Source organism: Rhodanobacter sp. OK091 (genome assembly GCF_900142825.1).
In the GTDB taxonomy this organism is placed as follows: domain Bacteria; phylum Pseudomonadota; class Gammaproteobacteria; order Xanthomonadales; family Rhodanobacteraceae; genus Rhodanobacter.
Genome location: NZ_FRCH01000001.1, coordinates 430,150 through 448,713 on the forward strand (window position 1 = coordinate 430,150; position 18,564 = coordinate 448,713).

Consider the following 18,564-nt stretch of genomic DNA (forward strand, 5'->3'; position numbering starts at 1 on the left):
CGACGGGGTCGAAAGCGTGCCGAGGCGACGAGCCCGTGAGCGATTGAAGCGCTTGAGCGACGGCCCTTTTCCGCGCGGCTGCAGTCTGCCAGTGCAACGTTGAAGAAGCGCGAAAAGGCTGGCGACATCTAAAAGCATCCATCAGACCCAGTGCTTCATGCTGTTCCTGGAACATGGCCGACGTGGGACTCGACGGTGCATGCACGGCTACCGTGCCTTTGGTTGGGTTGAGTGTATGTAACAGTGCTTATATAAGTTCTCCGTCGACTTGCCGATCATGACCGCGACGGTGAATTTCCATGGTGCATGGCATACAGAAAGTGCGGCGCCTTGGCTTGCTGGTATCCGGTTTGGCGCAGGTGAGCAGCCACGACAACGTGCACAACGACCACCGTATCGAACCCGGTGACCTGCACTGGACGGTGGTTGGCAAGGGCATCGTGCATACGCAACCGCCGGAAGGCGAACATGCCCGGTTGAACGGCCTGCCGTTGTTCTTCAATCTGCCGCAGCGGCTGATAAGTGCGCCCTCGCGTGCCCTTAACCTACGGTCTGCGAATGGAGTATCAGCGTGAAAATTCCTGCAACTAAGCAAGCAAGTCGGCTTCGTGGTGCGCTGCACGTCGTTACCTTCGCAGCGGTAGTCCTTGGCGCTTTCATTGCGGTGAGTGCGTTGCTGCAAGCTTTCGGCGTACATTTCCACGGCTCGGGGCCGGAAGAATACCCGGTGAGTATCGTCGGCACCTTCATTCTGGCCCTCATCGTTCTGGGTGCGACCGCGTTGATGTCCCGACTCGAACATGTGTCGGTGCTCGACTATGGGCTCCGCGATCGAAGCGCTGTTCGCCGGGCTGTGATCGGCGCAGCGACAGGTTTTCTTGCGATTGCCACGCTAGTGCTGGGCCTCCGGGGTACGGGCTCGCTCGCCCTGCACGTCGTTGCACAGCCAGTTTCAAGCGCTGTCCTGTACGCCGGGATCTGGGCCGCAGGTTATGGTCTCGTCGCGCTTGCAGATGAGATGCTTTTTCGAGGGTACCCACTAGCGGCACTATCCCGCGTTTTCGGTGCGCGGGGCGCGGCGATAGTTACGTCGCTCCTGTTTGGCTTGTTGCATCTTGGCAATGGCGGCGAGTCGCGCGTCGCCGCTATCAACGGAGTGCTGCTCGCACTCGTGTTCGCGGCGAGTGTGTACCAGACCGGATCGCTCTGGTGGGCCATCGGTTTTCACGCGGCATGGAACTGGGGTGAGTCATGGCTGTTTGGAGCAGCAGATAGCGGGATTCTCGCCGCTGGGCGTCTCCTTGAAGCGACGCCTCAGGGCAACGACTGGTTAAGCGGCGGAACTGCAGGGCCCGAGGGGAGCGCCGGGATGATCGTCATCATAGCTATGGCGGCGCTTTCTCTACATGGTATGAAAAGGCGCTTACAAGATATTACTAAATGATTTAAAGAGTGCCTCTGCCTTTTTCAGCAATATCCCGGAGCAGATGGCACTTGGCGTGGCCGATAGCAGCGTTGACGAATACGGTCGAGATCCTGTGCCTAGGTTGCCCGGCACCTCGGTCTTGCTGTTTCCCTTGACGATGATTTCCAGGCGCGTCGAGCGAGGTTAGACCGTTGACGTCCAGGCATTCTTTCAAGCTGCAGTGGTGTCAATTCAGGATTTTCAGCAGTAGATTGAAATGTCCGCTTCCGACCCTTTGCTGCCTTACGGACTTTCCGAAACAAGCCGTTCCAACATGGAATAGCGGACGCTGACGATCGGCCATCCATAGCTTTCCAAAGCCACGGCAACCCGCAGAATTTGTGCAGGCGTTAGCGTCCCAGACCAAACGGACCCGACTGTCGACGCATGAGAGTGCCTCGAACTTTGGCATTGCTTGGCAGTATTTATGCCCGTGTATTATTGACAGTGTTTTAACCCGGGTATAAATTGCAGGCCATTCCAGATTCGAGATTCAAGTGATGTCACGCGAGTCCCTCCCTCTCTATACCTGCTTCAACGGTCACCGTCGTGTCGTGACGGGTCCACTGGAAACTGTTGCCTTGGCGGTTAAGCAGGCCGCCGAAAGTGGTGCCGTGGGCCCCCTTTTGATCTTCGATGACACAACCGGGCGCTCGATCGACATCGATACGAGAGGTTCAGATCAGGAAGTGTTGGCTCGCCTCGCCTCGCACCCGGCCAACACCGAGGGTCGTACCGAGTCAGAGCAACCGGACTATCCACTTCGAGCCGCTCCTGATCCCATCGATGCTGACGTTCCAGCGAACCAACCCCGTGGGCGTGGGCGTCCCAAGCTAGGCGTGGTAGCCCGCGAAGTTACCCTGCTGCCGCGTCACTGGGAATGGTTGACCGCACAACCCGGTAGCGCCTCCGTAGCTTTGCGAAAGCTCGTCGATGAGGCGAGACGAACGCATGGGGAGAAAGACAGGCGTCGTAGAGCGCAGGAGCGTGCTTACCATTTTATGTCTGCGATGGCCGGAGACATGCCCGGTTTTGAAGAAGCTACGCGCGTGCTATTTGCGAACGATCAGCCACGCTTCCGCGAGCTTGTTGCCACATGGCCCGAGGGCGTGCGCGATCACGCAACCGCGCTCGCTTTCGGCGCTGACCACGATGTGTGCCCGACAACCCTCGGATAGAAGGACTACAAACATGGCCACAATCGACCTGAATTCAGGTGCAGCAGCGGCTGTCCTTGATGAAGTTGACCTTGTCGATCTTCCCGTCATTGGAGCGATTCCGGAAGATCTCAACGGTGTGCTGGTACGCAACGGGCCCAACCCTTTGGGTGGCCGTTTCAAGGGAAACGACGTGTTGGACTGGTGGCCCGAAGATGCGATGTTGCATGGCATCTCGCTGCATGGCGGCCGCGCAACGAGTTACAGAAATCGCTGGGCTCGTACAAAACGATGGGCTGACGTGTACAGCCCTGATGCTTCACTGGCCCTGCTCGATACGAATCCGAACGTTAATGTGCTCTATCACGCCGGCGAAATATTGGCGCTGTCTGAAGGCGGTGCCCCGCTTGCTATTACGGCTAAGCTCGAAACTCTCGGAGCATCCCGTCGTCACCTGGGGATGACGAACGGTATGACGGCCCATCCCAAAGTTGACGCTCAGACAGGTGAACTCATGACCTTTCGAGCCGATTGGAAGAAGCCGTTTTTGCGCTACGGGGTGACAGACGCGGAAGGTACATCCAGCGTCGACGTCGACATCGAGATGTCATCTCCCTCGATGATGCACGACATGGCCATCACCGCCACCCACAGTATCTTGCTTGACCTTAGCGTTGGGTATGACTTCTCGATGCTATCCCGTGGCCATCGCATGCCATTGCGTTGGCGTGACGACCATAGGGCGCGGCTGGGCATCATTCCTCGTCATGGCGGCGAGATGCGTTGGTTTGAAATTGCACCGTGCTTTATCCAGCATGTGGTGAACGCGTACGACGCAGATGAGTCTACGGTCGTGCTGGATGCCGTTCGATATCCACAGTACTTTCGTCTCGCGGACAACGGTTTGACGTTCGAGGAAAATCCACTCGGAGTTCTGTGGCGCTACGTCATCGACCTTGACAGGGGAACCGTGACCGAAAGACAAATTGATGATGTCTGTATCGAACTGCCTCGCATCAACGAAGGCCGAACAGGCCATCCTTATCGATTTCTCTACGCTGCGGAGCAGCCAACAAATACTGAGTTCCGAGGTGTCGTCCGCTACGATCTCGAGTCGGGTTCGATGCAGCGATATAGGGTTCCAGAAGGAGACCAAAACAGCGAGCCGGTGTTCGTAGCGCGTCCCAATGCTTCTGATGAAGACGATGGCTGGCTGCTCGTCTGTGTCTATCGACGAGCAACAGATACCAGTGACTTGGTCATTCTCGACGGCAGGAATATCGATAGTGATCCGATAGCGACAGTACGGCTGCCCAGGCGAATTCCTGCAGGATTTCACGGGGTATGGCTGCCAAAGGACTGCTAAGTCGCCGCGAAGGTCTTCCCCCGCTGCGCCGTATGCTGCTAGCAGCAAGCGAGTCCTTGAATGGCTGTTTACGGGAAAGCCGACAGGATGACCTGTAGGTCCGCTCCTGGCCGAAGTCGGCCGGTCGACTCTCGCTGTTGGCGAGCCTGGCCAGTTCCACTGGTGGTGGTGGTTGGGCTCGCCAACGGGAGTGGGCAAACGCGATGGCGATGATGGGCAGCGTGGCCGCCGGCCGTGGTCAGATTCGCTGGCGGAGCTGGTCAGTGGCTGTGGCGAAGGTGAGCAGGCGGCAGGCGTTTTGCAATCAGGGGCCAGGGCTCGTTTCACCGTTTCGAGAGCCCCTTCCCGGGCCATCTCATCCTGACCCGGTTAGCCGGATGCCCGTTCCTGTTCGAGCCTCTGCTCGTTGACCTGATCGAGAATCTCCCGCAGGGCAAGCGCCGAATCGAGGATGGCCTCCCCCAGCGTCGACACGCTCTGGGGTTGCAAGTACGACGTATCGCAGAACGTCATCGCGTCGCCATTGGCAGTGATCGTCCGCAGCAAAGTGTTTAGCTCGTCGATCTGGTCGATGGTGACTCCGAAAACAAGGTGTTCGTCCGTCATGGCATCCCTCCTCCGGTGATATGGCGGACATGGCCGTCCGCATGACAACAATATCCCGTTTTCAGATATTTGAAAAGCAGATATAGCGTCATGGCGGTCTTCACGGATCGTCATCATGCCAGCCAAATCCATACACAAGAGCGAGTACCTGGTGCTGCTGCGCCGCCTGCGTGCACTTCGCACAGCGGCCGGCCTGACCCAAGTAGCGCTAAGCGTGGAGCTGCAGCGCCCTCAGTCCTATGTCAGCGACGTCGAACGTGGCTCACGTCGGATGGACCTGCTTCAGTTGCGTGAACTCTGCAATGCTTGCGGGCAATCACTGACCGAATTCGTCGATGAATTCGAACAGGAGCTGGGACAAGTAAAGCCTACTCGCAGGCCACCAAAGCGACCGTCCCGATAAGTGAACCCGACCCCGTTACTGTTTTACCGGCAGCACCCGTTCTGAGCGTTCGTGTTCAAAGGTGTCCGTCAAACCCGGGCCAGCTCACGCTGACCCTGAGGTACTTATCGATGAGGCTCGTCCACCTCGACGATGCGTCGCATCGCCTCACGCGTGAGGCTCGGGCATGTCATCGATGAGGCAAATCGGCTCAGTGACGAGTTAAAAGGGCTCGGGCGTGAGTGTGCGGAGCCTCATCGTTGAGTATCCGCGACCTCATACATGAGTCGTTCCGGCTCAGCGTTGAGGCAAAAACACTCAACATTGAGCCGGCGGGAGTCAGCGATGAGGTGCCATCGCCTCGGCGATGACGACCAAAGACTCAACCGTCACAAAAAAGGCCTGACGGGTCGCCGGAGTGGCAGGCCGCGTCAGGCCGGGTGGTGCAGCTTTGCGTGTCGATCACCGCGGTGAGCAGCACGCCGGCAGGCGCGCTCAGGGCGCCGGGACGTCGGCGACGCGGCGGCTCTTGGCGAAGCGGCTGGACAGCTCTTGCCGCAGGCCGTCCAGGCCCTGGTTCTTGCCGGACACCTTGAGCAGGCCGTAACCCTCCAGCGCGGTGCTCATGATGTCGCTGCCCAGCGCCGTCTCCGTATCCTCGCCCCGCTCCACCAGCTGCTTCATTCGCTGCAGGCGCGGGCGCAACGCGTCCAGCGCGGCCACGTCCTGCTGCGCCTCGGCCAGGCCCAGGCTAGGCGGCACGATCTGCGGGTTGTTGGTCAGCACGTTGAGCGTCTGCCGGCCGAACTGCTCCGACTTCTCGCCCATCTTGTACAACTCGCGCCGCTGCGACGGCTGCAAGGCAACGAGGCCGGACAGGTTCTGCTCCAACGTGGCCAGCGCGCCATCAATGGCGGTCAACTGGTCGGCGGTCAACACCATCGAAATGAGGTTCTGCGACATGCGGCAATCTCCGTTTGCAGGAAAGAAAGTGGCCCGGTCGCGCTGAGTTGTCAGGGGGGCAACCGCGCGACCGGGCCGGGATGCCCCGGCCGATGGACAGGCATCGGCCGAGACGCGGAAACGATGCCAGAGCTGGCATCGCTGGGCAGTCGGCAGTTACGCTGAGGTCGTGTAGTCATTGACCGATGCGATGAAGTCCTCGCACTTCGGGCATCCGGAAAGCGAAGCGAATCCCGGGGGAGCAGCAAGACATGGAATCAACGAAGCTCACGTTTGCCACCACAGAGGTGGAGATGGCCTCCTCGTTATCGTCGTCGATAACGGACCAGCAAATCATAGCCTGATGCTGTCGACATGAAATCACCTGAGTGGCTAAGGGCATGATGATGAAAGACCGCCAAAAGACAGAACAGAGACTCGGTGTCATTAGGTGCAGCTGGCTGCTGGGTCTTTTGCTATTGATGCTTGGGGGGTGTGAAGATAAGAACGAATTTCTCCTCCATTCTTCACCCGAATACCTCGCCCAGTTTGGTGTTGTGAAGGGTCAAACGAATGATATCGAAGTAGCTGGAGTGCTGTTCCGCATCCCACCACAGTACTCGATTGACGTCACAAGCCAGCCTCCCATTAGAAAAGGTCATGCCGACTCTATCTTCTTCACGCTTGATTTCTCTCAGGCCCTCAAGGGAATAGGGCCGGTTGTTCCTGGCCAAGATCCGCATGTCCCGTTGACAGACCCTGAAAGGCACGGAAGGCACGATGAGGGGGACCGCTCTGGGATCCGTGTTGAGATCAGTCACTACAATGGCGAAACTGGTCGATTTGATAAAAGCGCGAGGGTTCCCGGTAAGGATGCTAATAAAGTGCAATGGATTCCCGGTAGAGATGCTAACAAAGTGCTGTCGTTTCCCAGAAGGGATGCGTATCTTGAAGCTTTAGGGCTTCGACTACGTTATGGGGGTGGGTATGAATCGGTGCATGAAAAGACACCTATTATCGGTAACCCAGTGAGCTTTTATTGCGTATCGTCTGAGACTTGCGTCAGTAGAATTGAATATCCCAAGGGGATAATTATTACGATTGATATTGAAAGAGAGATGCTCCCGCATTGGAAGTTGGTATACGAAAATCTTCTTCAGGTCGTGAGGTCCCTGGTTGTCGATAAGCGGCAATAGGAGGTTGGAGCCCCAGTATTGCCCAAGAACGAGCACCCGGTGCTGTCTCGTTATCTGCGCACATTCGCATGCGGTCGCCCTGACCCAAGTCGATCTGAGCTCGGCACTGCAACGTCTTCGGTGGCGAGCAGCATCGATCAAGCGTATGGTTGCCAAGCGGCATTGACTCAGGGGGAGACATGGCCACACGCAAGGAAGATGGCATCGAAGCGATTGCAACGATGCATCAAGGCATGGAATCACCGAAGCTCACGTTTGCTGCGCTGGACGCAAGGATCGAGGCGCTGCCGGAATCTCCATCGGATACGGCTGTCTTTCCTAAGAAAGCCAAGTGGGGATTAGTTGCCGCAGCTGCCGGCGCGCTGTTTGGCTTGCTGTCCGTCAAGCTGCTACCGAGCAACGCGATGTACACCCTTGTGCTCGCCTATGCCGGCTTGGCTGTAGAAATCGCTGGCGCGGCCATCATGGCCATATCTCAGATACCGAAGAAGTGGCCGACGTTTGCCAACGAGCGTCGTGATTTTGCCAAGCAACTGGATTTCGACTTGCCTCATCATCTGGCGCTAGTCGAGTGGCTACAAACCTTCCCGCTCGATCAACGCGAAAGGCTGAGCGAATTCGTCAGCTATCGCCACGAGCGGATGAAGGAGAGGCTTCCCATGCTCACAGGCAGCATCGAAAAGCTCGGCGCCCTGCCTATCGTCATCGCGCTCTACCTTCAGTTCAAGGACATGCACTGGCCGCCCCACCCCAGCTGGGTGGAAATTTTTCTGATCTTTGTGTTGGCTTTGGGCTACTGGCTGAGCGTGATGCAGATCAGCATCAGATTGCGACTTCAGCTCTACGAAACGTTGCTCAGTAAGGCGCTCACGTAGATAGGAATCCGACGTGCCCCGAAGAGATTCAGAGCTTGAGAGTAGGACGAGCGAGGGCGTAGGTTGATTGTTCCACCAATGGAAGGAGTAGGGAATGCAGTTCACGAATGAACAAAAATTGATCGCGGCTATGCTGGCCGAAGTACATCAGACACTGAAAATACGGGATGGCGTCAATTCCGAACTCGTAGCTAAGGCGCTATTCAGCGGTAATGAGTGGGCGATTGAATGGGAACATGGCTTCTTGCTCGATCAGAATGAGAGCCCGCCTCATGTGAAACACGTGGTCGATGTCCTCGACATGTGGTCGTTCATCGAATCCGCCTATGGCGCGCTGAAAGATGCCGACAAGAAGCGATTTGCTGATGGGGCAAATTTCAACGGCAAGCCAAGTTTCCCAGGATTCGATGGCAATAATGAGGCTGAGTATCTAAGTGCGGCCCGTTTCATGATCGAGGAAATGCGACGATTCGGTAGCTTTAAGGGGCGAGCTGATCTGAATTCTCATCATCCGACCCTAGATACAAGCAAGCGAATGCTTGAGGTTTTCCTGCCCATCAGAGCTTCCCTCGGAGTAGCCGGCCGGCCGCTGATGTCAGCAGATGATCTGATCGCTGTTTTTCACGCCAGGAAACACCCAGGCAACCGCGCCGCTTGAAACCAAGTCTGAAATGACTCCTGTGCCTGCCCAGTACGGGGCTTTTCTTATTGGGCGCCGCGATAAAGCAGCGCCTGCTAACCTTTCAAACCAGCAGCGCCATAGGGAACGGGGGTAATCCACTCCGTCCCCTTATTGGGGCTGACTGAACCCGGGTGACTGTACTCTGCCCGTTTCGAGTAAGGCATTCGGAGCGGCCTTAACTGCTCTTGCTATCAGGGGGATACATGGAAGAGAAGATGTTTTTCAACCAAGAGGGCGTGAGCGTCTCCAACGCCCGGTTCATCGTTAACGGCCAGACCTACGCGATGAATGGCGTGACCTCAGTCAAGCAAGCGGTTCGGCACCCTTCTCGTTTGGGATCTGTGGTTGCCGGTGTCATCGGTCTGATCGTGCTGTTTAGCGGAGCCATCGGCTGGGGGCTGGTGTTCCTGGCTGCGGCCATCATCTGGTGGGTGGCACAAAAAACCGAGTGGATCGTTGTGCTACAGAGCTCTTCTGGCGAGACCAAGGCACTGACAAGCAAGGAGAGGTCCTTCATCGAGGGCGTCGTCACCGCGTTGAATGAATCCATCGTTCATCGCGGATAAGCAATGACTTCGCCACCAGAAGCCTAGGCTCCTGGCGGCGGCTGCAAGCGACTATTGCTATCAGTACTAGCTCGTACAGCCGTTGGGGACGGAGTGAGGTGTACCGGTTTTTTCGGACACGTCTTAGCTTGGAGTCCAGTTACCTTGATCGATCAATGATCCAATCTGACAAGCCACTCTCCAACGTCATGCGTGCAACGTCCTCTGCGTCCATAAGAACTACACCCAGATCATCCCACTGATTGACGAGTGGAATTGAAGAAGTGTGGTAAACGAAAAACAGTCTGCTGTAGTGTTCACGCGTCTTGTAGTTAGCAACGGATGACACAAAACATTCTTGGTTCGTAGCGCATTTGATTTGCACGTACGCGCGCTCTCGAGTGAGGGGTATCTCAAGATCGAGATCTTTCACAGGCTCGTTGCCGCCAACTCTCCCCAAGCGACGCCAACCTGCATTGACGAAAGCCATATCGACTAATACTTCAAAGTCTCGATCATGAAGACGACGGATCAACACTCCCAATGCCTCTAGTAGCGATGATCTGGCACGATCCGCATTCTCTAACTCCGGTGAGCGCCATCCGTTGATGCGATTAACCAAATACTCGTAGTCGGAAACACGACAAATGGTGCTTCGATACATGGATAGTTTGGTAATAGTTCCCGGGAGACTGGAGCGGATCAGAGCATTGCCCAGCGCATCAGTCGAGCGCCAACCACCCCGCATACGTCGAAAGCTGCTCCAATCACTATTATCAGTCGGATCGGCGCGCTCTGGCTCACCCGGCTCAAGAAAGCCATAGTGCAGCTTGTCATCAATAAAGGTTACCCAAAGAGTGTCACCCCTATCTTCGAAGTACGTCTTCATCTGATTGGAAAAGCTTGTGGCAGTTCCCGCGGCGAAACCACCGTCCTCAAGCCAGCCGATGCGAATTTCGTCCCATTTGCCCTCACGACACAGCTGGAGTGAAACCGGATCTGCAGACTCAAAACCAAAGTGAAGAATGCCTTTCTCCAAGCTCTCACGCTCCCACTTGCCACCCTTGCCGAGCTTCACGTAGCGTACGGCGTTTGGTGCGATGGGAAAGGTCGCCGATTCATTGGTGTCGCTCATAGAAAGATCCAACGGTAAAAGTTCGTTGAGGTCCACTGAAAGAATGGTGTTACGTACGATTTGATCGTCCCATGGGCACCAAGGAAAGGTGCCAAACTTGTCCCTGACACCTTTTCGTTTTATGGCAGACCTGGGATTTCCTCGCCGCGGAAAAAGCGCCACATGGCACGGATGAGGTTCTTAAGCATATCGCTCTCGCGCCCCTGATCTTTAGCGAGAAGAAGTGTCTGATACACCACTTCTGGGATCTTCTGCGTGTCGCTGCTGGGATGCACGCCAAAAGGTTCGCAGGCAGCAGCAAGGCAGGCCGTGTAGACCTCGGGCGTGAGATCGTCTTTGAGCTTGTGCTCCAACGTCTTTCCGAAATGCGCGTAGCAATCGCTGACGAGATCGCTGGTCGGCGCGGCGTCGAATTGATCGTCCCGCTTGGCTAGCTTGCTCAAAGCAAGATCGGTCGCCGGCGACCGTTTGGCCTCGGCCAAGTGCTGGTCGCAATCCCATAGCATGAAAGTTGGAATACCCAGATCGCGGAAGATGACATAGGGGCGATCAAGATTGGATTTGCCTTCCGACGACAGAATGGCGATGCCGGCCGCCTCGAAATTGACGCCGAGCATCCGCGCGGTTGCGGTGAGCGCCGCTTTGTCACTTCGACCCTCGACCAGAATGACGCCACTGGCGAAAAAGCCTTCGGCTAGCTCGGCACCGAGAATGTGGAGCCGCGGCATCAGCGTCTGTGCACTGAAGGTACCTACGGGTTTATCCCAGCCACGTTCGAGCGTCCGCGCAACAATATCGAGATCGAGCGCTTGTAAGCTGCATTGTTTCAATTCGCTGTCGACACAAGGCGATCGTCGCGTGAGCCTGATTTCGTCAGCCTTCCCCATCGAAATGAACATCGGCGAATGCGAGCCGAAGATAACTTGCGTGTGGCCCTGGGCACCGGGGAGTGTGCCGCTGCTCAGGCCCCGCAGTACTTCAGCGAAATGCCGCTGCTTAGTGGGATGCTGATAGAGCTCGGGCTCTTCGATCGCGAGGATCAGCGTCGGTGCCTGCGCCACTTCCGCGGCGGCAGCGCGTGCACCATCGACGCCACCAGCGCGGCCCTCAGTAGGCGCTTCCTCGGCCTCCGGCACCGCCGTTCGCGCAAGGTGCTGGAGCAGCGTAAAGATGAAGGCGCGCTGGAGACCATGACCTTGCCTGTCCACCGGACCACCGAAACCATCGTCCTTGAGGAACACATCCGCCATCGGCAACGGGACCGGCATCTCCCCGATCTCGCGCCAGATCAACGAAACTTCTGCATCTTGATACAAACCGCGCAGGTCGGCCGTGAGCGTCCCAGCAAGCACGCCAAGTTCGGGCATATTTTCGGAGGACACCAAAGCCTGATAGGCCTCGGTCATCTGCGCCTTGAAAGCTTGGACGTCCGTTCGTTGGAGAATCTTACTGCGCACCAGTAGTTCGAGCAGTTTGCCGATGACACTCGTTTTGCCGTCCGCCGCGTCCGCCGACGCCTCCCGCACCGCCGGGATGAAGACGAAGCTCGTGTGCCGCTGGAGCTTGCCGCGGCTATTGTTCTGAAAACCGAAGAACTGACCATCATCGGGCAACAGCACCAACTGGTCGGGATGGTTGACCTCCCAATCCAGAAGCGCCTGATCCACCGCTGCTGCGCTGCCGGCGTTGGGCAGGTCGGCGTAGAGCGGATTATTCTCGCGCAGTTCATTGTAGGCGGCGCGCCTGGGCGTTGCGGCGGAATGCGCCCGAACCGCCACGAAATCAGCAATTTGCGGAACAACGCCATGATAGCGTCCGCTTGCGGCACTTCCGTCGAAAATGCGGGCGACGACCAGCTTGCCATCGCGAACCCGATCCTCGAACGCTGCAGTTTCTTGATGGCTGAGCTGATGAAAGGTTAGCTCGATCACGATCGGTTGCCCTTGATCGCGCCCGAAGAAATCGTCAGCGTCGCAGCCCTTCGAAGTTGAGTAGAACTTCTCGATCGCCTTCAGGATGGACGACTTGCCCGCGCCATTGCCACCGATCAGCGCAGTATGGGCACCAAAAGCCACTTCAACATCGCGAAGTGACCGGAAATTTTTGATGCGCGCACGCTCAAGCTGCATCGCTGTCCTCCCTGCAGGGCATCACTTGTCCGCAAACTGGCGAGAATGAGAATAATGAGACTGGTGTCTGGGACAATTTGAGAAACACGATGGTCTCCTGGCGGGTTGCATTAGCAATTGTCTCCAACACTTTTTTGCAGCTCACGGTTCAGCTCGCTAAAAAATGACCGACTTACTGCAGCTCCCCCGGCCTAAACGAATACCCATGCTTCTTCCATCCCCGAGCGATGCCCATGTCGTAGCCGTAGACCAGCGTCACCACGATGGCATCCTCGTTGGCGATGTTCGGGTCGGCTTGCGCCATCAGCTGCGCGATGCGCTTGGCCATGTCGCTGTCTTCGGTCATGGGCGCATCCAGCCGCAGCGATGACTGCAGGGAGTGCGTGACGTTGCCATTGAAGGACGACCACCCGCGTACGACTTGCGCCGTCATCACGTGGGGTTGGGTCGACAACGTCTGGTACAGCGGCAGCATGCCCGCGAAAGCCTGGGTCTGCGCGAATAATCGGATCGCTATGGCTGGCGCGCTCAAGGCGAAGGCAGCGAGCAGAGCCGCCACGGCGATATGCCCACGCCACATGACGGGAAACGGCACGGATCGCGCCGCGCCATCGAAACGCTCCACGTAGGAGCCCACCACCAGATCGTGCAGGGACTGCCGCGTGCGGCGGTTGAAGATATAGAGATAGACGATCACGAGGATCCCACCGAGTACGATGAGGGCGAGCAAGTAGCCCAGCGGCGTCGACATGCCCGGCGTCGAATCGATCGGCAGGCCGTTGGCGAAGAACGGAATCCCCAGCACCGCGTAGCGCAGCAGCGAGCGCGGCAAGGACAGCAACTGGTCGTGGGCATCGACGACACGCACGCCGAGCCAGCGTTTGCCCAGCGTCTGCCCGCCCCCGATGCGGCTGTTGAAGAGCCCGAAATAAGCCAGCGCGATCGCAAACCCGATCAGCCGCGCATAAGCCCCCATGCGTGCGAATGGATCGAAAAACAGCGTGCCCAGGATCAGGCCGGCGATGCCGAGCAGCATGAAGTCGATCACGAAAGCGCCTAGGCGGCGCCAGAAGCCGGCGATCTTCCGATCCGGCACTTCCCCTTGCAAAGCGTCCATGTACTTCCCCCTGAAGTCGGGACATCTTGACGCAAGAATGATCGGGGGGCGAGGTGCGCTGCGGCAAAGGGGGCAGCGGCCTTGCGCTGAAGCTCAACCCTTCGTCCGCATCGGCGCCATCTCGCGGAAGAGCGCCCCTCACCCCAGCCCTCTCCCCCGGCGGGGCCGGGGGAGAGGGGGCCGAGCGGATTCCGGTGGCATGCATGCCACCCGCCGACGCACGCAGCGCGATGCAGCAACACGAATACGTGCAGCCCATTCCAATGAATACGTATGCAGCCGCTGGTTGCTGCATTGCGATGCTACCTACCATGCGATGCAGGGGCTGCCACATCACTTATCGCATTCGACGACATGCCACGCATGTCGGCGTCGAACATCACCGCGGCAACCGCAGGTCGTCAGGGCACACCTGACCGTTCCAGGGATGGCACTCGTTACGTCGCTCTGTTGCACCTGATCATCAACGAAACAGGATGGAGGCAGACCCGAATGAAATGTTCGAAGATCCTTGCCGTGTTGCTGGCCATCGCCAGCCTCACCGCCGCCCCGATCACGCCCGCCCATGCAGCCATCAACAGCATGAGCCTCGGCGCGAGCTACAACGCCCAGAAGACCAGCATCACCTTCCGGGTGTATTCGTCCCAGGCCACCCGCATGGTGGTCTACCTGTATGCGAGCGGTTACGGCGTGCAGGATTCCGCGACCTACGTGCTGAGTCCGGTGGGCAGCGGTGTGTGGGCGGTGACGGTGCCGGTGTCTTCGATCCAGGCCGCCGGCATTACCGGCGCGGTCTATTACGGCTATCGCGCCTGGGGCCCGAACTGGCCGTATAACGCGAGCTGGGGGAAAGGTTCGGCGGCGGGCTTCATGTCGGATGTCGACGCCAGCGGCAACCGCTTCAATCCGAACAAGCTGCTGCTGGATCCCTATGCGCAGGAAATGAGCCAGGATCCGCTCAATGCATCGAACCAGAACGGCAATGTGTTTGCGTCGGGTACCAGTTACCGCACCATCGACAGCGGCACCTACGCACCGAAGGGCATCGTGCTGTCGGCCAGCGGCCAAGGCACCGGCACCAAGCCGACCCGTGCGCAGAAGGACGATGTGATCTACGAGGTGAATGTGCGTGGCCTGACCAAGCAGGACCCGAGCATCCCCACGCAGTACCAGGGCACGTATTACGGTGCCGGACTCAAGGCCAGCCACCTGGCCAGCCTGGGCGTCACTGCGGTGGAGTTTCTGCCCGTGCAGGAAACGCAGAACGATGCGAACGACGTGGTGCCGAATTCGGATGCGAACCAGAACTACTGGGGCTACATGACCGAGGACTACTTCGCGCCGGACCGCCACTATGCGTACAACAAGGCGGCGGGCGGCCCGACCGCCGAGTTCCAGGCGATGGTGCAGGCGTTCCACAACGCCGGCATCAAGGTCTACATGGACGTTGTCTACAACCACACCGGCGAAGGCGGCACGTGGACCAGCAACGACCCCACCACGGCGACGATCTATTCCTGGCGCGGCCTGGACAACACGACGTATTACGAACTCACCTCGGGCAACCAGTACTACTACGACAACACCGGCGTCGGCGCCAACTACAACACCTACAGCCCCGTGGCGCAGAACCTGATCGTCGACTCGCTGGCCTACTGGACCAACACCATGGGTATCGACGGTTTCCGTTTCGACCTCGCCTCGGTGCTGGGCAACAGCTGCTTGAATGGCAGCTACCAATCCGCCGCGCCGAACTGCCCGAACGGCGGATACAACTTCGACGCCGCCGATCCGAATGTCGCGATCAACCGCATCCTCAGCGAGTTCACCGTGCGCCCGGCAACGGGTGGCAGCGGGCTGGATCTGTACGCCGAACCCTGGGCGATCGGCGGCAATTCGTATCAGCTGGGCGGGTTTCCGAAAGGCTGGTCCGAATGGAACGGCGTCTTCCGCGACAGCATGCGCCAGGCGCAGAACGAGCTGGGCAGCATGACGATCTACATCACCCAGGATGCGAACGACTTCTCCGGCTCGTCCAACCTGTTCCAGGCTAGCGGCCGCTCGCCGTGGAACTCCACCAACTTTATCGACGTGCATGACGGCATGACGCTGAAGGACGTCTATGCCTGCAATGGCTCCAGCAACAACCAAGCCTGGCCCTACGGCCCGTCCGACGGCGGCACCAGCACCAACTACAGCTGGGACCAGGGCATGTCGGTGGGTACGGGAACGGCCTTCGACCAGCGCCGCGCGGCACGCACCGGCATGGCCTTCGAAATGCTGTCGGCCGGCACGCCGCTGATGCAAGGCGGCGACGAATACCTGCGCTCGCTTCAATGCAACAACAACGCGTACAACCTCGACTCGAGCGCCAACTGGCTCAACTACAGCTGGAGCACCGACCAGTCGAACTTCTACAACTTCGCCCAGCGGCTCATCGCTTTCCGCAAGGCGCATCCGGCGCTGCGCCCGGCCACCTGGTACACCTCCAGCCAGGTCGTGTGGTACCAGCCGAGCGGCGCGGTCGCCACCAGCAGCTACTGGAACAACACCAGCAATTACGCGATCGCCTATACCGTCAATGGCTCTTCCCTGGGCGACGCGAACTCGATGTACATCGCCTATAACGGCTGGTCGGGCAGCGTCAATTTCACTTTGCCGGCGCCACCCACCGGCACCAACTGGTATCGCGTAACCGACACCTGCAACTGGAACGACGGCCCCAACACCTTCGTCACGCCAGGCAACGAAGCTCTTATCGGTGGCGCGGGCACCAATTACAGCCAGTGCGGGCAGTCTGTGCTGCTGTTGATTTCGAAGTAGGTCGGTGAAGAGGGGGCGTCGCGAGCGCGCCCCCTCCCTTACCCTGCCCTCTCCACCCACAAGGGGACTCCCTTCGGTCGCCATCGGGGGGAGGGTCCACGCGGATGGACGAGCTGTGGCGGCCGTATGCGCCGATCAAAGCGGGTCAGAGCGCGTTCCTTCGGAGCTAGCTCTCCAGTCAGCTAGGCGTCCTTCAAAGCTTGAATGTGTATTCCCGCGCCAGCGGCCACTCCCTCACCGGCCACACGGGACACAACGCCTCGACGATCTCCATCAACTCCACCCAGTCCGATAGATCGCCTCTGCCCGGCAGCACCACACCCAGCACATCGCCACTGACGAGCGGCTGGCTGGCGACTTTCTCTTCGGTCGACGGCGATTTCGGCAAGTCACTCATGCGAGGTTTTCATGCCTGGGAAAAAGGCTCGGAGACATTTATACCGCCAAGGAAACGTCTCTGAAGCCCTTGTTCGAGTTCCGTCCCCTAATGCAACAATCGCCCCGTCTCGGCTACCGCCTCAGGCAACACGCTCTGCTCCATCCGCTCCACAGTCGCCAGGCGCTGCTCGTGCTCCTCGTCGGATAGCGCGCCCTCGCGGCGCAGCCAGTCGAAGCGGCTGCGAAGCCTTTCGGGGGAATCTCCTTCGGGGAAGAAGTCGTATTCGGCGCGTAACATAGCGGCTCGGCGCCGCTCGATCTCGCCGACGATGCGCTTTCCGTCGTCGTTGTCGAGCACCAGAAGGTTGCCCTTGTCGGATGGCAGGATCACGTATCGCGTGACGTTGAAGTGGTACACGGCGTAGCAGATGACGCCGATGAGAAACCAGAACCCTCCGCGCTCGATGCCGGTGGACCAACTGGCGACCATAAAGACGGCGCCAAAGAGCATCCAGAGCAAGCCGGCATTGCGAAACCACGTCTGCCGTTCGGACAGCGTCTGCCGGTCCTGGCTGATATCGGTGTATGGCACAGAGAAGCTACGGCTTCCGGTACCGTCCTTCCATGCATAGTCCACGCGGTCGTCGTGGAATACATATTGCGTGCTGTGAGCCCCGCGCTTCTGCCTGATCTCCATGTCACCCCCTGATGCGACCGGGGAATTAGGCAACATTCGCGCAGCGCATGCAAACCGGCCTTGCGTTAGGCATGCGGACGGGACTTGCGTACGGCACTCAACAGAAAACGCCCGCACATGGCGGGTGTTTTCGTTCGGCCAGATGGAGCGTCTTTACATGTTGCGGCGGTATTCGCCGCCGACGTCGTACAACGCGTGCGAGATCTGCCCCAGCGAGTTGTACTTCACTGCCTCGATCAGTTGCTCGAACACGTTGCGCCGGTCGCGCGCCGTCTGCTGCAGCACTTTGAGGCTGTCTGACATCAGAGCATTGCGCGCCTCGCCGAAACCAGGGACGACTATTTTGCGCAAAGGGTCGGGTTCATTTTTCTTGCCGTAGGAATCATCAGGAGGCGACAAATGAGCCGGCTCGATGTTGATGATCACCTGGATCGCCATCGCGCCATTCCCCCACGCCATTTCCCGGGCATGCTCACATTCTGTCGCCGAGTGACGATGCTAAGCTTTACGGCAAAGGATTTCCGGTACATCTTTCAAGGAGTTCGCATGCCTCCCTTCCAGCTTGCAACAGGTTGCGTCGATCTTGCGGCAAGAAATCTACGATCAGGAGCACCATCATGAAAACAGCAAGGACGCTCGCCGTCAGCCTCGCCCTACTCGTCTACGGCGCTGCCGCAGTCGCCGCCGACAGTACGAGGCAAGTCATCCAGCGCAATGCACCGAAAGGCATCACGACCGCGTTCTATACGTGCATCGACAAGGCCGGCTCCGACACCGTCGCTCTCGGCGCGTGTCTGTCTACGGAGAAGACCGCGCAGGACGCGCGGCTCAACACCACCTACAAGGCGCTGCTCGGCAAGCTCCATGGCAAGGCGAAGGATCAACTGATCAGCGCCGAACGCGCCTGGCTCAAGTTCCAGAATGAGGATGGCACTTTCCAGAACCTGCTCTACGGCGATGAAACTGTCGACGACCTGCAGTTAACGCAGAACGAGATTTTCCGGCTTTGTGAACGCGCCAACGCATTAGACAAGTACCTGTCCGTCGCGAACGACAAGTAACCACATTC

20 protein-coding genes are annotated in these 18,564 nt (G+C 58.5%); 12 read left to right on the plus strand and 8 right to left on the minus strand.

Annotation, left to right across the window (positions count from 1 at the left end; genetic code table 11):
- Positions 1-299: 299 nt before the first annotated feature.
- The 5 genes from BUA26_RS02160 to BUA26_RS02175 all read left to right on the plus strand — a co-directional run bounded on the left by BUA26_RS02160 (position 300) and on the right by BUA26_RS02175 (position 3,988).
- Positions 300-575 carry a cupin domain-containing protein gene (locus tag BUA26_RS02160; RefSeq protein WP_072757484.1) on the plus strand — a complete coding sequence of 92 codons (276 nt, stop codon included), beginning with the start codon at positions 300-302 and terminating at the stop codon, positions 573-575.
- Positions 572-1,444 (plus strand): CPBP family intramembrane glutamic endopeptidase, encoded by an 873-nt coding sequence (locus BUA26_RS02165; RefSeq protein WP_143154148.1) that lies wholly within the window; start codon positions 572-574, stop codon positions 1,442-1,444. The genes BUA26_RS02160 and BUA26_RS02165 overlap by 4 nt, the downstream gene beginning before the upstream one ends.
- A gap of 43 nt (positions 1,445-1,487) precedes the next feature.
- Positions 1,488-1,613 carry a DUF3806 domain-containing protein gene (locus BUA26_RS20820; protein WP_143154149.1) on the plus strand — a complete coding sequence of 42 codons (126 nt, stop codon included), beginning with the start codon at positions 1,488-1,490 and terminating at the stop codon, positions 1,611-1,613.
- 352 nt (positions 1,614-1,965) lie between these two features.
- Positions 1,966-2,643, plus strand: a complete 678-nt coding sequence (locus tag BUA26_RS02170) for a DUF2239 family protein (RefSeq protein ID WP_072757488.1) — start codon at positions 1,966-1,968, stop codon at positions 2,641-2,643.
- 13 nt (positions 2,644-2,656) lie between these two features.
- The gene (locus BUA26_RS02175) at positions 2,657-3,988 is read left to right on the plus strand and encodes a carotenoid oxygenase family protein (RefSeq protein WP_072757491.1); all 1,332 of its coding nucleotides are present in this window, start codon (positions 2,657-2,659) and stop codon (positions 3,986-3,988) included.
- Between the two features lie 369 nt (positions 3,989-4,357).
- Here BUA26_RS02175 and BUA26_RS02180 read toward each other — a convergent pair whose 3' ends face one another.
- Positions 4,358-4,594, minus strand: a complete 237-nt coding sequence (locus BUA26_RS02180) for a hypothetical protein (protein ID WP_072757493.1) — start codon at positions 4,592-4,594, stop codon at positions 4,358-4,360.
- A gap of 115 nt (positions 4,595-4,709) precedes the next feature.
- Here BUA26_RS02180 and BUA26_RS02185 point away from each other — a divergent pair, with 115 nt between their 5' ends.
- Entirely contained in the window at positions 4,710-4,997 is a 288-nt protein-coding gene (locus tag BUA26_RS02185) for a helix-turn-helix domain-containing protein (RefSeq protein ID WP_072757495.1), read from the plus strand.
- A 474-nt stretch (positions 4,998-5,471) separates the two neighbouring features.
- Here BUA26_RS02185 and BUA26_RS02190 read toward each other — a convergent pair whose 3' ends face one another.
- On the minus strand, positions 5,472-5,939 hold the full coding sequence (locus BUA26_RS02190; RefSeq protein ID WP_072757497.1) for a hypothetical protein: 468 nt from the start codon (positions 5,937-5,939) through the stop codon (positions 5,472-5,474).
- A 380-nt stretch (positions 5,940-6,319) separates the two neighbouring features.
- On the opposite strand from BUA26_RS02190, the gene BUA26_RS19995 reads away from it, so the two are divergent.
- The 4 genes from BUA26_RS19995 to BUA26_RS02210 all read left to right on the plus strand — a co-directional run bounded on the left by BUA26_RS19995 (position 6,320) and on the right by BUA26_RS02210 (position 9,237).
- Entirely contained in the window at positions 6,320-7,114 is a 795-nt protein-coding gene (locus BUA26_RS19995; RefSeq protein ID WP_143154150.1) for a hypothetical protein, read from the plus strand.
- Positions 7,115-7,293: 179 nt separating this feature from the next.
- Entirely contained in the window at positions 7,294-7,989 is a 696-nt protein-coding gene (locus tag BUA26_RS02200; RefSeq protein WP_083572846.1) for a hypothetical protein, read from the plus strand.
- Between the two features lie 94 nt (positions 7,990-8,083).
- On the plus strand, positions 8,084-8,647 hold the full coding sequence (locus tag BUA26_RS02205) for a YfbU family protein (RefSeq protein WP_072757501.1): 564 nt from the start codon (positions 8,084-8,086) through the stop codon (positions 8,645-8,647).
- A gap of 227 nt (positions 8,648-8,874) precedes the next feature.
- Positions 8,875-9,237: a DUF6232 family protein gene (locus BUA26_RS02210; RefSeq protein WP_072757504.1), complete on the plus strand. Its 363-nt coding sequence runs from the start codon at positions 8,875-8,877 to the stop codon at positions 9,235-9,237.
- Between the two features lie 139 nt (positions 9,238-9,376).
- Here BUA26_RS02210 and BUA26_RS02215 read toward each other — a convergent pair whose 3' ends face one another.
- The 3 genes from BUA26_RS02215 to BUA26_RS02225 form a co-directional block, all read right to left on the minus strand.
- Complete coding sequence (locus BUA26_RS02215; RefSeq protein ID WP_072757506.1) at positions 9,377-10,351, minus strand: hypothetical protein; 975 nt, start codon at positions 10,349-10,351, stop codon at positions 9,377-9,379.
- Between the two features lie 119 nt (positions 10,352-10,470).
- Positions 10,471-12,480, minus strand: a complete 2,010-nt coding sequence (locus BUA26_RS02220; RefSeq protein ID WP_072757508.1) for an ATP-dependent nuclease — start codon at positions 12,478-12,480, stop codon at positions 10,471-10,473.
- A gap of 172 nt (positions 12,481-12,652) precedes the next feature.
- Positions 12,653-13,597 (minus strand): RDD family protein, encoded by a 945-nt coding sequence (locus BUA26_RS02225; protein ID WP_072757510.1) that lies wholly within the window; start codon positions 13,595-13,597, stop codon positions 12,653-12,655.
- A 492-nt stretch (positions 13,598-14,089) separates the two neighbouring features.
- On the opposite strand from BUA26_RS02225, the gene BUA26_RS02230 reads away from it, so the two are divergent.
- Positions 14,090-16,420 (plus strand): isoamylase, encoded by a 2,331-nt coding sequence (locus BUA26_RS02230; RefSeq protein ID WP_072757513.1) that lies wholly within the window; start codon positions 14,090-14,092, stop codon positions 16,418-16,420.
- 193 nt (positions 16,421-16,613) lie between these two features.
- Here BUA26_RS02230 and BUA26_RS02235 read toward each other — a convergent pair whose 3' ends face one another.
- The 3 genes from BUA26_RS02235 to BUA26_RS02245 form a co-directional block, all read right to left on the minus strand.
- A complete protein-coding gene (locus BUA26_RS02235) occupies positions 16,614-16,817 on the minus strand; it encodes a hypothetical protein (RefSeq protein WP_072757515.1) in 204 nt (67 codons plus the stop codon).
- 87 nt (positions 16,818-16,904) lie between these two features.
- On the minus strand, positions 16,905-17,495 hold the full coding sequence (locus BUA26_RS02240) for a hypothetical protein (RefSeq protein WP_072757518.1): 591 nt from the start codon (positions 17,493-17,495) through the stop codon (positions 16,905-16,907).
- A 153-nt stretch (positions 17,496-17,648) separates the two neighbouring features.
- Positions 17,649-17,921 carry a hypothetical protein gene (locus tag BUA26_RS02245; RefSeq protein WP_143154151.1) on the minus strand — a complete coding sequence of 91 codons (273 nt, stop codon included), beginning with the start codon at positions 17,919-17,921 and terminating at the stop codon, positions 17,649-17,651.
- Between the two features lie 191 nt (positions 17,922-18,112).
- Here BUA26_RS02245 and BUA26_RS02250 point away from each other — a divergent pair, with 191 nt between their 5' ends.
- Positions 18,113-18,556, plus strand: a complete 444-nt coding sequence (locus BUA26_RS02250; protein ID WP_072757522.1) for a lysozyme inhibitor LprI family protein — start codon at positions 18,113-18,115, stop codon at positions 18,554-18,556.
- The last annotated feature ends 8 nt before the right edge of the window (positions 18,557-18,564 follow it).

Bases quoted from the DNA above. Each gene is read 5' to 3' on its own strand.
- BUA26_RS02230 (WP_072757513.1), top strand. From the start codon at position 14,090: ATGAAATGTTCGAAGATCCTTGCCGTGTTGCTGGCCATCGCCAGCCTC.
- BUA26_RS02240 (WP_072757518.1), bottom strand. From the start codon at position 17,495: ATGGAGATCAGGCAGAAGCGCGGGGCTCACAGCACGCAATATGTATTC.
- BUA26_RS02220 (WP_072757508.1), bottom strand. From the start codon at position 12,480: ATGCAGCTTGAGCGTGCGCGCATCAAAAATTTCCGGTCACTTCGCGAT.
- BUA26_RS02170 (WP_072757488.1), top strand. From the start codon at position 1,966: ATGTCACGCGAGTCCCTCCCTCTCTATACCTGCTTCAACGGTCACCGT.
- BUA26_RS02235 (WP_072757515.1), bottom strand. From the start codon at position 16,817: ATGAGTGACTTGCCGAAATCGCCGTCGACCGAAGAGAAAGTCGCCAGC.
- BUA26_RS02225 (WP_072757510.1), bottom strand. From the start codon at position 13,597: ATGGACGCTTTGCAAGGGGAAGTGCCGGATCGGAAGATCGCCGGCTTC.
- BUA26_RS02250 (WP_072757522.1), top strand. From the start codon at position 18,113: ATGAAAACAGCAAGGACGCTCGCCGTCAGCCTCGCCCTACTCGTCTAC.
- BUA26_RS02215 (WP_072757506.1), bottom strand. From the start codon at position 10,351: ATGAGCGACACCAATGAATCGGCGACCTTTCCCATCGCACCAAACGCC.
- BUA26_RS02180 (WP_072757493.1), bottom strand. From the start codon at position 4,594: ATGACGGACGAACACCTTGTTTTCGGAGTCACCATCGACCAGATCGAC.
- BUA26_RS02205 (WP_072757501.1), top strand. From the start codon at position 8,084: ATGCAGTTCACGAATGAACAAAAATTGATCGCGGCTATGCTGGCCGAA.
- BUA26_RS02210 (WP_072757504.1), top strand. From the start codon at position 8,875: ATGGAAGAGAAGATGTTTTTCAACCAAGAGGGCGTGAGCGTCTCCAAC.
- BUA26_RS19995 (WP_143154150.1), top strand. From the start codon at position 6,320: ATGATGATGAAAGACCGCCAAAAGACAGAACAGAGACTCGGTGTCATT.
- BUA26_RS02190 (WP_072757497.1), bottom strand. From the start codon at position 5,939: ATGTCGCAGAACCTCATTTCGATGGTGTTGACCGCCGACCAGTTGACC.
- BUA26_RS02160 (WP_072757484.1), top strand. From the start codon at position 300: ATGGTGCATGGCATACAGAAAGTGCGGCGCCTTGGCTTGCTGGTATCC.
- BUA26_RS02185 (WP_072757495.1), top strand. From the start codon at position 4,710: ATGCCAGCCAAATCCATACACAAGAGCGAGTACCTGGTGCTGCTGCGC.
- BUA26_RS02175 (WP_072757491.1), top strand. From the start codon at position 2,657: ATGGCCACAATCGACCTGAATTCAGGTGCAGCAGCGGCTGTCCTTGAT.
- BUA26_RS02200 (WP_083572846.1), top strand. From the start codon at position 7,294: ATGGCCACACGCAAGGAAGATGGCATCGAAGCGATTGCAACGATGCAT.
- BUA26_RS20820 (WP_143154149.1), top strand. From the start codon at position 1,488: ATGGCACTTGGCGTGGCCGATAGCAGCGTTGACGAATACGGTCGAGAT.